Source organism: Nocardioides sp., from assembly GCF_036374615.1.
Taxonomy (GTDB): Bacteria; Actinomycetota; Actinomycetes; order Propionibacteriales; family Nocardioidaceae; genus Nocardioides.
Genome location: NZ_DASUTK010000079.1, coordinates 1 through 11,932, shown reverse-complemented (window position 1 = coordinate 11,932; position 11,932 = coordinate 1). Strand labels below are relative to the sequence as shown.

At 72.4% G+C, this 11,932-nt stretch carries 13 protein-coding genes; 10 read left to right on the top strand and 3 right to left on the bottom strand.

The window, feature by feature from the left end; all coding sequences use genetic code 11:
* Positions 1 to 35 precede the first annotated feature (35 nt).
* The 3 genes from VFZ39_RS06405 (at position 36) to VFZ39_RS06395 (ending at position 4,727) form a co-directional block, all read left to right on the top strand.
* On the top strand, positions 36 to 290 hold the full coding sequence (locus VFZ39_RS06405) for a WhiB family transcriptional regulator (protein ID WP_330864901.1): 255 nt from the start codon (positions 36 to 38) through the stop codon (positions 288 to 290).
* A 187-nt stretch (positions 291 to 477) separates the two neighbouring features.
* Entirely contained in the window at positions 478 to 3,300 is a 2,823-nt protein-coding gene (locus tag VFZ39_RS06400) for a glycosyltransferase family 2 protein (RefSeq protein ID WP_330864900.1), read from the top strand.
* Positions 3,297 to 4,727 (top strand): DUF5719 family protein, encoded by a 1,431-nt coding sequence (locus tag VFZ39_RS06395; RefSeq protein WP_330864899.1) that lies wholly within the window; start codon positions 3,297 to 3,299, stop codon positions 4,725 to 4,727. Before VFZ39_RS06400 ends, VFZ39_RS06395 begins: the two co-directional genes overlap by 4 nt.
* Positions 4,728 to 4,742: 15 nt before the next feature.
* Here the strand turns inward: VFZ39_RS06395 and VFZ39_RS06390 are convergent, their stop codons facing one another.
* On the bottom strand, positions 4,743 to 5,189 hold the full coding sequence (locus tag VFZ39_RS06390) for a metallopeptidase family protein (RefSeq protein ID WP_330864898.1): 447 nt from the start codon (positions 5,187 to 5,189) through the stop codon (positions 4,743 to 4,745).
* 50 nt (positions 5,190 to 5,239) lie between these two features.
* Here VFZ39_RS06390 and VFZ39_RS06385 point away from each other — a divergent pair, with 50 nt between their 5' ends.
* The 4 genes from VFZ39_RS06385 to VFZ39_RS06370 are packed head-to-tail and all read left to right on the top strand — an operon-like array spanning position 5,240 to position 8,234.
* Entirely contained in the window at positions 5,240 to 5,605 is a 366-nt protein-coding gene (locus tag VFZ39_RS06385) for a DUF3499 domain-containing protein (RefSeq protein WP_330864897.1), read from the top strand.
* A 53-nt stretch (positions 5,606 to 5,658) separates the two neighbouring features.
* Positions 5,659 to 7,035 carry a phosphomannomutase/phosphoglucomutase gene (locus VFZ39_RS06380; RefSeq protein WP_330864896.1) on the top strand — a complete coding sequence of 459 codons (1,377 nt, stop codon included), beginning with the start codon at positions 5,659 to 5,661 and terminating at the stop codon, positions 7,033 to 7,035.
* Complete coding sequence (locus tag VFZ39_RS06375; RefSeq protein WP_330864895.1) at positions 7,032 to 7,196, top strand: Trm112 family protein; 165 nt, start codon at positions 7,032 to 7,034, stop codon at positions 7,194 to 7,196. The genes VFZ39_RS06380 and VFZ39_RS06375 overlap by 4 nt, the downstream gene beginning before the upstream one ends.
* Positions 7,197 to 7,208: 12 nt before the next feature.
* The gene (locus VFZ39_RS06370; protein ID WP_330864894.1) at positions 7,209 to 8,234 is read left to right on the top strand and encodes an SIS domain-containing protein; all 1,026 of its coding nucleotides are present in this window, start codon (positions 7,209 to 7,211) and stop codon (positions 8,232 to 8,234) included.
* Between the two features lie 19 nt (positions 8,235 to 8,253).
* Here the strand turns inward: VFZ39_RS06370 and VFZ39_RS06365 are convergent, their stop codons facing one another.
* Entirely contained in the window at positions 8,254 to 9,078 is an 825-nt protein-coding gene (locus VFZ39_RS06365) for a class I SAM-dependent methyltransferase (RefSeq protein ID WP_330864893.1), read from the bottom strand.
* Positions 9,079 to 9,238: 160 nt separating this feature from the next.
* Here VFZ39_RS06365 and VFZ39_RS06360 point away from each other — a divergent pair, with 160 nt between their 5' ends.
* Together VFZ39_RS06360 and VFZ39_RS06355 are read left to right on the top strand one after the other, a co-directional pair.
* Positions 9,239 to 9,919: a winged helix-turn-helix transcriptional regulator gene (locus VFZ39_RS06360; protein WP_330864892.1), complete on the top strand. Its 681-nt coding sequence runs from the start codon at positions 9,239 to 9,241 to the stop codon at positions 9,917 to 9,919.
* A 65-nt stretch (positions 9,920 to 9,984) separates the two neighbouring features.
* The gene (locus VFZ39_RS06355) at positions 9,985 to 10,356 is read left to right on the top strand and encodes a ribonuclease E inhibitor RraB (RefSeq protein WP_330864891.1); all 372 of its coding nucleotides are present in this window, start codon (positions 9,985 to 9,987) and stop codon (positions 10,354 to 10,356) included.
* Here the strand turns inward: VFZ39_RS06355 and VFZ39_RS06350 are convergent.
* The gene (locus VFZ39_RS06350; RefSeq protein ID WP_330864890.1) at positions 10,353 to 10,853 is read right to left on the bottom strand and encodes an NUDIX hydrolase; all 501 of its coding nucleotides are present in this window, start codon (positions 10,851 to 10,853) and stop codon (positions 10,353 to 10,355) included. The two genes, VFZ39_RS06355 and VFZ39_RS06350, sit on opposite strands and share 4 nt — an antisense overlap.
* A 367-nt stretch (positions 10,854 to 11,220) precedes the next feature.
* On the opposite strand from VFZ39_RS06350, the gene VFZ39_RS06345 reads away from it, so the two are divergent.
* Positions 11,221 to 11,932: DUF808 domain-containing protein (locus tag VFZ39_RS06345; RefSeq protein ID WP_330864889.1), on the top strand; the 712-nt coding region annotated here is incomplete at its 3' end.

The window sequence follows — 11,932 nt, the reverse complement described above, 5'->3', positions numbered from 1 at the left end:
AAGCCCCGGATGTCCGGGTCGAAAGGGCGAGTACCGTGCGAGAACTACTTCTCCTCGACGGAGACGCCGAGGAAGCGGGTTGGCAGGAGCGCGCACTGTGCGCTCAGACCGACCCGGAAGCGTTCTTCCCCGAGAAGGGCGGATCCACGCGGGAGGCCAAGAAGGTCTGCCTGACGTGTGAGGTCCGCAACGACTGCCTCGAGTACGCGCTGATGAACGACGAGCGCTTCGGTATCTGGGGCGGCTTGTCGGAGCGTGAGCGACGCAAGCTGAAGAAGAAGGCGGTCTGAGCGCAGTCGACGCCACGAGCGGAGCGAGTGGCGTCGACGTCGCGCGAAGAGGTTGAGGGACCGCGTCAGGCCTGAGCGCAGCGAAGGGCTGGCGACCGGTCGTCTCGAAACCAGGAGAGTCGTGCTCGGGACTGACCGACCCCGCGAGTTCGTGACCCCGACCAGGTGACAGTTATGGTCATCGGTCGTGTCCGCCACCGTCGTCGCCCTCCTCGTCAGCCATGACGGTGCCCGGTGGCTGCCGACGGTCATCGACGGGATCCGATCGCAACGGCGCCCGGTCGACCGGGTCGTGGCGGTCGACACGACGAGCCGCGACGCCAGCCCGGAGCTGCTGAGCGAGGCGTTCGGTCCGGTCATCACCGCGCACGGCAGCACGTCCTACCCGGCGGCGGTGCGGATCGGGCTCGAACACGTCGGCGACGCCGACTGGGTCTGGCTGCTCCACGACGACTCCACGCCCGACCCGGGTGCGCTCGAAGCGCTGCTGGCTGCCGCCGACGCCGATCTCGGGGCCGACATCCTCGGCCCCAAGCTGCGCGAGTGGCCCTCGCTGCGCCGGCTGCTCGAGCTCGGTGTGACCATCTCGGGCACCGGCCGCCGCGAGACCGGGCTCGAGCGGGGTGAGTACGACCAGGGCCAGCACGACGACGTGCGGTCGGTGCTCGCGGTCAACACCGCCGGCATGCTGGTCCGCCGCTCGGTGCTGGAGGAGCTCGGCGGGCTCGACGAGCAGATGCCGATCTTCGGCAACGACATCGACTTCGGCTGGCGGGCCGCCGCGGCCGGCCACCGCACCCTGGTCGTCCCACAGGCAGTGGTCTTCCACGTCGAGGCCGCTCACCGCGGCGTACGACGCACCCCCCTCACCGGCCGACACATCCACTACCAGGAGCGGCGGGCCGCGCTCTACACGCTGCTCGCCAACGCGTCGACCCGGTCGCTGCCGTGGCGGGTGGTGCGGCTCGCGCTCGGGACGCTGGTCCGGATGCTCGGCTTGCTGGCGGTGCGTCAGGTGGGCCAGGCGCTCGATGAGCTGGCGGCCCTCGTGTCGCTCTACGGCAGTCCGCGGCTGGTGCTGCGGGCGCGCAAGGAGCGCCGGCAGCGGCAGCGCCGCGAGCCGGTCGACACCCAGCCGCTGCTGGCGCCGTGGTGGCTTCCCTACCGGCACGGCCTCGACTTCCTCGGCGATCTCGCGGCCGCCGCCACCAACCAGGCCGCCGACGTCGCCGAGCGCAGACGGATCGCCACCGGCCGCCCGGTCCGCACCTTCGACGATGAGGACCCGTGGGCCGAGGAGCAAGGAGCCCTCGCGCGGTTCTTCACGAACCCGGTCGCGATCGCCGGCATGGTCTTCGTGTTGCTGGCCCTGGTCGGCGCCCGTGAGGCGTTCGGCACCGTCGTCGGGGGCGCGCTCTCACCGGCACCGAGCACCGCCGGCCAGTGGTGGCAGCTGTACGCCGAGTCACACCATGCGCTCGGCCAGGGGACCGACGTCCCCGCGCCGGCGTACGTGCTGCCCTTGGCGCTGCTCGGCTCGCTGGTCGGGCCGACCAGTGCGATCAGCCTGCTGCTCGTGCTGGCCGTGCCGTTGGCCTTCTGGGGCGTCTGGCGCTTTCTCCGCGTGGTCGGGAGGTTGCTCGACGAGGAGGGCCCACCCGCCTGGCTGTTGTTCGTCGGCTCTGCGGCGTACGCCCTGATCCCGGCCTCCTCGGGCGCCTGGGGTCTGGGCCGGCTCGGGGTCGTGGTGGTCGCGACCCTGCTGCCGTGGTTGGCCCACACCGCGCTGGGGTTCGCCGACCCCGACCCCGACCGCCGGTGGCGCGCGGGCTGGCGGACCGGGCTGCTGCTCACGGTCGCAGCCGCGTTCGCTCCTGTCGCCTATGCGTTCGCGCTCGTGCTGGCCGCTCTGGTGATCGGTGCCGGCTTCTGGATCAGTCCCCGCGCCATGAAGGACCGCTCCGTCTGGGGGCCACCGGCCGCCACGCTGGTGACGCCGGTGGTGCTGCTCGTGCCGTGGTGGCTGCCGCTGCTGTGGACCGGGTCGGCCACCGGTCTGGCGCTGGACATCGGTCGGCTGCCGATGGCCACGGTGACGTTCACCGACCTGGTCACCGGCCACCTCGGTGACGCCGGTGCTCCGGCGTTCCTCGGGCTCGCGCTGCTCGCCGTGGCGGTCCTGGCGCTGGTGCCGGCTGCCACCCGGGTCCCGGTCCTCGTCTGCTGGATCGTCGCGCTCGCTGCCGCCGTGGTGGCCCTCGCGCTGGGACTGGTGACGTTCGACCTGCCGGCGGTGACCACCAAGGCCGGCCTCGGCTTCCTCGTGCTGGTCATCCAGGCCGCGTTCGTGGTCGCTGCCGTGATCGCCGCACAGGGTGCGTGGCGCCGACCGTCGCGGTCGGGCTGGTGGCGCCGGGGCCTCGTCGCGCTGGTCGCGGTCGCCTCGGTGGCGCCGCTGGTCGGCCTCGGCTGGTTCGTGGTCAACGGCCCCGGCGAGCTCGAGGACGTGCGCGACAGCGGCATCCCGGCGTACATGCACCAGAGCGCAGGGCTCGGACCCTCACACGGCATCCTCGTGATCGAGGGCGACGTCGACACCGGCCTGAGCTGGACCGTGCAGCGTGAGGACGGGCTGACTGTCGGCGAGGACGAGATCGTCGGGCTGATGACGCCCGACGCCGACCTGGACCGCGACGTGAAGACGCTGGTCTCCGCGCCGGAGGAGGACGCCGCCGCCACCCTGCCCGGTCACGGGATCGCCTTCATCGTCCTGTCGGACCCGGTCGACGGCAACGTCGCGTCGGTCCTCGACGCCACCACCGGGCTCGAGGGCGCAAGCGCCGACGACCGCTCGACCCGGGCATGGCGGGTGACCGACGGTGTCGAGCGCGGAGCCGTCGAGGCGGAGACGGCCTGGTGGCGGATCGTGATGCTCGTGATGCAGGGGCTGCTGATCCTCGTGGTCCTGGTGCTCTGCGTGCCGAGCCACATACGAGGGGAGCGGACATGACCGATCCCACACCGAGGCCCGCCCGAGCCGGGCGGCGCAGCGACACCCGCCGCCGGGTCAGCCCGACCGCGGTGCTCGCGGTGGTCCTGCCCGTCCTGACCGTGGGAGCGCTCGCGCTGGTGCAGCCGGCGGAGGTCGACTCCCCGGGCCGTGCCGCCGAGCAGGTGCCACCCACCCGGGTGGACCTGGTCTGCCCGGAGGGTGTCGAGGACTCCGTGCTCGCGTTCACCGGTGGCAGCCAGACCGACGACGGTGCCGTGCTGAACCCCCTCGGCGGGTCCGACCCCACACCGCTGGAGCTGAAGCCCAACGCCGTCCCCGAGTCCGACGAGCAGGGACCCGCGTGGGCCCGCGGCAGCGGGCCGGTGGCCGCCGAGCTGATCGGCTCCCGGTACGTCGAGCGGGGCCTCGCATCGGCACCGTGCGTGCAGCCTCGGCCGGAGTACTGGTTCACCGGCGTCGGCGCCGGAGCGGAGCACTCCTCCACCCTCGCGCTGACCAACCCGGACCCGGGGCCTGCCGTCGCCGACGTCACCGTGTGGGCCGGCACGGGTCCGATCGACGTCCCCGGGCTGCGGGGCATCTCGCTGCCCGGCGGCGAGACCCAGCGGCTCGAGCTGGGCTCGGTGGTCCCGCGTCGGGGCGAGCTCCTCCTGCACGTGGTCGTGTCGCGCGGACGGCTGGGCGCCGCCCTCGCCGACGAGATCCCGTCGATCGGCGCCCGGGAGGCGACGTCTGCCTGGCTGCCCGCGTCACCCGAGCCCGCCACCGAGTCGCTGCTCCTGGGCCTGGTCCCCTCCGCGGACCGCGCCGACGAACCGAGCGACCGGCTCGTCATCGGCAACCCCGGCACCAGCGAGGTCCGCGCCGAGCTCCGGATGGTGACCGAGGACGCCGTCTTCGTGCCGGAGGGCCTGGAGGAGGTGCGGATCGCCCCGGAGTCGATCGAGAACGTCACGTTGACCGAGACGCTGCGGAGGCAGATCGAGGAGGGCGCGCTCGGGGTGCTGGTGACGGCCAGCGACCCCGTGACGGCGACGCTGCGCTCGGTGGTCGACGGTGACCTCGTGCACTCCCCGGTCGCCACGGGTGGCGATGCTGCACTCACCGCACTGGTGCCGCCGGGGGCCGCCCGGCTGGTGCTCGCGCGGGCCGGTGGCGCCGGGGTTGCGGTCGTGACGTCGTACGACGAGAACGGTCGGCAGCTCCAGGAGAAGCGGGTCGAGCTGAGTGACGGCAGCGGTGGGGAGCTGAAGCTCCCCGGCGACACCCGCCTGGTGCGGGTCACCCCGCGCCGGACCGACGTGACCGCGGCGGTGGTCGTGCGTGCGGAGGCGCGGCGCACGTCCGGGACGACCGTGGTGCCGCTGGAGCAGCTGGTCCGCTACGCGCTGATCCCCGACGTCCGCCCGGGCCTTCCGCGGTAGCGGCCGCCGCGACCCTCAGTCTCGCGGGCGGTAGCGCGGGTCGACCAGCTCGGCGTCGATGCCGAGCAGCTCCGCGACCTGCTCGACCAGCACCGTGAGCACCAGCGCCTCCAGGTCCGAGCGGGTCTCGGCGCGGTGCTCGATCGGCCGGCGGAACAGCACCAACCGGGTGGGCGCACCCCGCGCGCCGCGCACCAAGGACGACAGCGGGATCGTCTCCGGGTGCCAGTCGTCGGGGATCTGCGGTGCGTCCTCGACGGCGTACTCCACCAGGCCGAGCCGGTCCGCCCACCGTTCCTCCAGGTCCGCGACCACCTCCAGCACGAGGGTGTCGAACCGCTCGCCGGCGGTCGGGACGACCGGTTCCCCGGGAGTGGGAGACAGCACGCCGGGACCGCGCATGCCTCGGTCGCGGCGGTCACGACGCCGCGTGCGGGGCGGTCGGGTTTCCGGTGCGTCCACAGCCGCGAGCCTAATCGGCGCGCCGCGGCCCAGTAGGTACCGTCGGCCGCGTGAGTGGATCTCGTCGGTGCTCGAGGACGGCGTGCGCCCGCACTGCGGTGAACACGTTGACCTACGTGTACGCCGACCAGACCGCCGTCCTCGGTCCGCTCGCCACCTTTGCCGAGCCACACGCCTACGACCTGTGCGAGATCCACAGCGACCGACTCTCCGCCCCGCGGGGCTGGGAGGTGCTGCGGCTGGCGCCCGACCCGGCCGCCCAGGGCCCCAGCGACGACGACCTGCTCGCGCTGGCTGACGCGGTCCGCGAGGCCGGCCGGCCGGCACCGCCTCCGCCGGCGGTCTCCTCGCTGGCGGACGAGACCGGCCGTGAGGTGACCCGGCGCGGGCACCTGCGGGTCCTCACCACCGACTGACGGCAGAGCCGTCGCGCGGCCGCCCGGTCCACCCCCGGATAGGCTCCGGAGTCATGGCCCCGACCGCTGACGTCGCGACGCTCGACGCGATCTTCAAGGCGTACGACGTGCGCGGTCTGGTTCCCGAGCAGCTCGACGCCGACCTGGCTCAACGCATCGGTGCCGCCTTCGTCGCTGTCACCGGTGCTCCACGCGTCGTCGTCGGCCACGACATGCGTCCGACGTCACCGCAGCTGGCCGCGGCGTTCGCGACCGGCGCGAGTGGTGCCGGTTCGGACGTCGTCTCGATCGGGCTGGCAGCCACCGACCAGCTCTACTTCGCCTCCGGCCACCTCGACATTCCTGGGGCGATGGTCACCGCCAGCCACAACCCGGCCGGCTACAACGGCATCAAGCTCTGCCGGGCGGGTGCGCGACCGATCGCCCACGACACCGGCCTTGCGGACATCCGCGACCTCGTCGCGGCCGGATCCGTGCCGGTCGCAGCGGCGCAGGGCACGGTCACGGAGCGCGACGTCCTCGCGGGGTACGCCTCGCGCCTGGTCGGTCTTGCCCCCGTCCGGGGCCGGAGGCTCCGGGTCGTGGTCGACGCCGGCAACGGGATGGCCGGTCTCACCGTGCCCGCTGTTGCGGCGCTGCTCGGCCCCGAACAGCTCGACATCGACCCGCTCTACTTCGAGCTCGACGGGACGTTCCCCCACCACGAGGCGAACCCCATCGACCCCGACACACTCGTCGACCTGCAGGCGCGGGTCGTGGCGACCGGTGCCGACGCCGGCCTGGCGTTCGACGGCGACGCCGACCGGTGCTTCCTCGTCGACGAGCAGGGCGGGCTGGTCCCGCCGTCCAGCCTCACGGCCCTGATCGCCCAGCGCGAGCTCGCCAGGGACCCCGGTGCCACCGTGATCCATAACCTGATCACGAGCCGGGCGGTCCCGGAGATGGTCGCCGAGCTGGGCGGGACGGCGGTCCGTACCCGGGTCGGCCACAGCTACATCAAGGCGACGATGGCCGAGACCGGCGCCGTGTTCGGAGGCGAGCACAGCGGCCACTTCTACTTCCGTGACTTCTGGCGCGCAGACTCCGGCCTGCTGGCGGCACTGCACGTGCTGGCGGCGCTCGCCGAGTCCGACCGGCCGCTGTCGGCGCTGCTCGCCCGCTACCAGCGCTACGTGCAGAGCGGCGAGATCAACACGGTCGTCGTGGACCAGGCGGGCGTCCTGGACGACCTGCGCGCGACCTACGACGGGCGGGACGGTGTCACGGTGGACGAGCTGGACGGGCTGACCGTCAGCCACCGCGACTGGTGGTTCAACGTCCGCCCCTCCAACACCGAGCCCCTCCTGCGGCTGAACGCCGAGGGAGCCGACGCGGCCACACTGGCCGCGGTCCGCGACGACGTACTCACTCGGATCAGGAGCCACCGATGAACCTCGACCCCGGCCTGCTCGCCATCATCGTCTGCCCGGACTGCCGTGGAGACCTGGAACCGGTCGAGGAGGAGCTGGTGTGCCAGTCGTGCGGCCTGGCGTACCCCGTCCGCGACGACATCCCCGTGCTGCTCGTCGACGAGGCCCGGCGGCCCGACTGACCTGAGGACGACATGACGTTCTGGTTCGACGAGTCACGACTCGACGACGAGTCGGTGTGGCAGAGCGCCGACGGTCGGTTCCGCACGCTCGCCGAGTCGGGGGCGCGGGTACGCCGGGAGGCGTCCGAGGCCGCGGAGGCGATCGCTGTGGGCGTGGCCCGCGCGGCCGGGCAGCAACGTCCGCGCGCGGTCGTGGCGGCCGGCCCCGACAGTCGGCTGCTCCGGGCCGTCCTCGAGCCGTGGTGCCCGGTCCCGTTCGTCGCGTGGCCCCACCCGTCCCTGCCGGGCTGGGCCGGCGGCCTGGACCTGGTCGTGGTGCTGGCGCCCGACGGTGGTCTCGGTTCGGCCGCTGCCGTCGCCGAGGCGGTCCGCCGCGGCTGCCAGGTCGTCGTGGCGTGCCCGCCCGGGTCGACCGTCGCAGAGCACGCGGCGGGGAGGTGGAGCACGATCCTGCCCACGCCCGGCCGCGACCCGCTCGCGACGGCGGTGGTGATGCTCGAGTACCTCGAGCAGGTCCAGCTCGGTCCTCGCGCCGACGCCGAGAGCGTCGCCACCGCGCTCGACGAGGTCGCGATCGCGTGCTCACCCCACCGCGACCTCGCCGTCAACCCGGCGAAGATGCTGGCTATTGCCATGGCCGACACGGTCCCCGTGGTGTGGGGTGGCAGCGTGCTCGCGGCTCGCGCCGCCCGGCGGATCGCGGAGTCACTGCGCCGGGTGAGCGGGCGCAGCGCTCTCGCGGGCGACGCGGAGCACCTCCTCCCCGTGCTGGAGGCGGCCCGGCCACGTGACGTCTTCGACGACCCGTTCGCGGACAGTGGCGGCGACCTGCGGCCCATGCTCCTGGTGCTCGACGACGGCAACGAGGAGCCGGTGGTGCGGGAGTCCCGCGGCCGGCTCCAGGCCGCCGCGAGCTCCCGCGGAGTGAGGGTCGAGACCCGCACCACCGACGCCCCGACCGAGGTGGCCCGCTACGCGTCGCTGTTCCTCAGCGGCAGCTACGCGGTCGAGTACCTCGGTCTGGGCCTGGTGGAGTGACTCCCCTCGGCCTTCGGGGTCAGCGGCGTCGGGCGGTGACCAGCAGGTACTCCCAGTGGGAGACCCCGCCGTCGATGAAGCGGTCGCCCACCTCGGCGAGCGCCGCGTCGAGAGCGGCCACGCGCTCCGCGTCGTCGCCGATGAACGTGTAGACCGCACGGGTCGGCCCGTAGCGCTCCTTGAAGTAGTCGCGGAACTCGGCGCCGGTGGCGAAGAGCTCGACCCGGAGGCTCCCTGTCGACGCCTGGACGTCGGTCACCCGGTCACCGAGCAGCTCCCGAACGTGGCCCTCGTCGCCCCACCGGGGCGGCGGCTGGGCGCCGGGCGGCGGCGGCGGTGCGTACGGCTTGAGCGCCGCGAACAGCTGCCCCACCAGACCTGGTGGCGTCCAGCTGAGCAGGCCGATCGTGCCGTCCGGCCGGGTGACCCGAACCAGCTCGTCGGCGGCCTCCTGGTGGTGCGGCGCGAACATGACGCCGATGCACGACATCACGACGTCGAACGACGCGTCGTCGAACGGCAGGTGCTCGGCGTCGGCCTCGCGCCAGTCGAGCCGGACACCGCGCGCGTCGGCCTCGCGACGGCCGGCATCGAACAGCTCGGGTGTCAGGTCGCTGGCGACGACGTCGCCTCCCGCGACGGCCGCGGCGATCGCGGCGTTGCCGGTGCCGGCCGCGACGTCGAGCACGCGGTCGCCGGAGCCGACGCCAGCAGCCTCGACGAGCACGGTGCCCAGCGGGGTGAGGAAGTCGGTCACCATCCCCGGGTAGTCGCCGGACGCCCACATGGTGCGGTGCTTGGCCTTGAGCTCGGCATCGGCCGGAGCGTTGGTCTCGGTGGTCATGGGTGTTTCCCCTCCTGTTTCGGAACGGGTCAAGCGTCCGCCGGGAGGCGGGCCACTGACCAGTGGTGGGTGTGTCTCGTCGCAGTACAGATACAGAACTAGACCGGGTGGCACTCAGGCGGACGAGACGGTTCACTGAGAACGGAGAGGGAGGACATCGATGGGGGCTGGGTACGGGCAGTTCTGTCCTGTCGCGAAGGCGATGGAGATCCTCGACGAGCGATGGACGCTGCTCGTCATCCGGGAGCTGCTGGCCGGCAGCGCCCACTTCAACGAGATCCGTCGTGGCGTGCCCAAGATGTCGCCCGCACTGCTGGCCAAGCGGCTGCGCAACCTCGAGCGGGTCGGGATCGTCGAGCGCACCACGACCGGTCGCGGCACGTCGTACACGCTGACCGCGAGCGGGCAGGAGCTGCGGCCGGTGGTCGAGGGACTCGGTGCGTGGGGCGTCCGGTGGGTGGGCGATCTCGGCGAGCAGGACTACGACCCGCACCTGCTCTTCTGGGACGTACGCCGCACCCTGCCCGTGACCGCCTGGCCGCCCGGCCGCACCGTGCTGGCCATCGAGCTGGACGACGTGGCCTCGAAGGTCTCGCGCTGGTGGGTCGTGGTCGCGGGTCGCGAGGTCGACGTGTGTGACTACGACCCCGGCTACGACGTGGTCGGCCGGCTCTCCACCTCGCTGCGGGTGCTGACCGCGGTCTGGCGCGGCGACCGCTCCTGGCCCTCCGCCCTCCGCGCCGGCGACGTGGTCGTCCACGCCCCGGCCGAGGTGGAGCGGCAGATTCCGGGGTGGCTGGGGCAGTCGTCGATCGCGCAGGCGGTGGCCGGGGTTCGGTGATACGTCGATGCGGCGACCTGTGGAGAGCATCCTCAGCGGTCGAGCAGATGTGCCACGCTCCCGTCGTGGGAATCTTCCGAAGACGTACCGGCCACCAGTCGCACCTGACGCTCCCGAGCACGGGACACGCCGGTGATGACGCGCTGCTCGCTCAGATCGCGGCCCACACGGACCTCGAGGCACCGCGTCACTGGGTGCACTACCTGTACTTCGAGGACGAGCTCCAGGCCCGAGGCGCTGCTGAGGTCATCGGGTCCGCTGGCTGGCAGATCCAGCGTGTGGACGTGTCAGCCAGCGGTGGCCCGGACTGGGTCGTCATCATCGAGACCCACGCCGCCACGACGCCGAACGCCGTACGAGAAGCTCGGCTGTTCTTCGAGGGCGTTGCGGCCACGCATGCCGGTGGTGACTACGACGGCTGGGAAGCGAGCCTCTAGTCCCGATCTCGGGCGCCACGGCGTCCATCGCTACGGCTGAACCGCGCCGCCACCTCGTCCGACAAAGCGGCGTCGATGCGTTCGCGCAAGACCTGCTTCATCGATGGGATCCGATCGTGGCGGAACCACCCGACTTCGGTGCACTCGTCGTCGCACGGCCGGGCGTCGCCCGAGAGCCACGTGCAGGCAAACGCAAGATCCAGGTAGGCGGCCCGGTCGCCGTTCGCGTGGACGACGTCTCGCATCACCGATGTGGACGCCAGTCGGTCGACCTGGATCTCGACTCCGGCTTCCTCACGGGCCTCGCGCGCCGCGCACACTGCGGGCTCCTCACCGGGGTCCACGATCCCGGTGACCGGCGCCCATGCCCCGTTGTCCGAACGCCGAACGAGCAGCACCTCGTCATCTCGGCGGATCACCGCCGTCACACCGGGCATCCACAGCTCGGCCCGGCCTACGTGCTTCCTGAGTTCCACGACGAAGTCAGGGGTTGGCATGCCGTGCAGGTTAGTCCGAGGAGCCCGCGCGATGGGCCCACCGCCACTCGATCATCGGCACCCTGAACATGCCGACAGCCGTTCGATGGTGAACGTGTCAGCGGTAGGGCCCGGGGGTTTCGAGGCTCGTCGCTGGCGCTCCTCGCACCTCAACCACCGGGCGGTGTGGCCTGGCGGCCCTCCTCAACCAACGGCGGTGACGATCGGCTCGAAGGCGAGTGACCGGCGCCGGCCCTCCTCAACCGCCGGGCGATGTGGGCGAGGCGTCGCGAGACAGGCATCGCGGCCCTCCGCAAGCACCGGGCCTGTGGTCAGGGCACCCCTGGATAGGCTGAACCCCGACGACCGAGACTCCCGAGAGGTGCCCATGGCCGGCGGACTGTTCGCGCTGCTCGACGACGTGGCCGCGCTCGCCAAGCTCGCCGCGGCGTCGGTGGACGACGTGGGAGCGGCGGCGGGTCGCGCCAGCGCCAAGGCGGCGGGGGTCGTGGTCGACGACACGGCGGTGACGCCGCAGTACCTCGAAGGCTCGGCGGCGGCGCGGGAGCTCCCGATCATCAAGCAGATCACGATCGGCTCGCTGCGAAACAAGCTGGTCTTCATCCTGCCGATCGCGCTGCTGCTGAGTCAGTTCTGGCCCCAGGGCCTGCCGATGCTGTTGATCGTCGGCGGAACCTACCTCGCGTATGAGGGCGCCGAGAAGGTGTGGGAGCGGATCGCCGGGCACCACCTGGAGGAGCCGTCGGCCGAGCTGGAGGGGCAGGGCGAGTTCACGGCAGAGCACGAGAAGCGCACCATCGCCGGCGCCATCCGCACCGACTTCATCCTCTCCGCCGAGATCATGGTGATCGCGCTCAACGAGGTGGTCGACTCCCAACCCGACGCGGGTTTCCTGATGCGCGCCTCGATCCTGGCTGTCGTCGCCGTCCTCATCACCGTGCTGGTGTACGGCGTGGTGGCGCTGATCGTGAAGATGGACGACATCGGCCTGCGCCTGGCCATGCGCGACTCCGAGCGCTCGCAGAAGGTCGGGCGCGGACTGGTGGCGGCGATGCCCCGGCTGCTCGCCGCGATCTCCG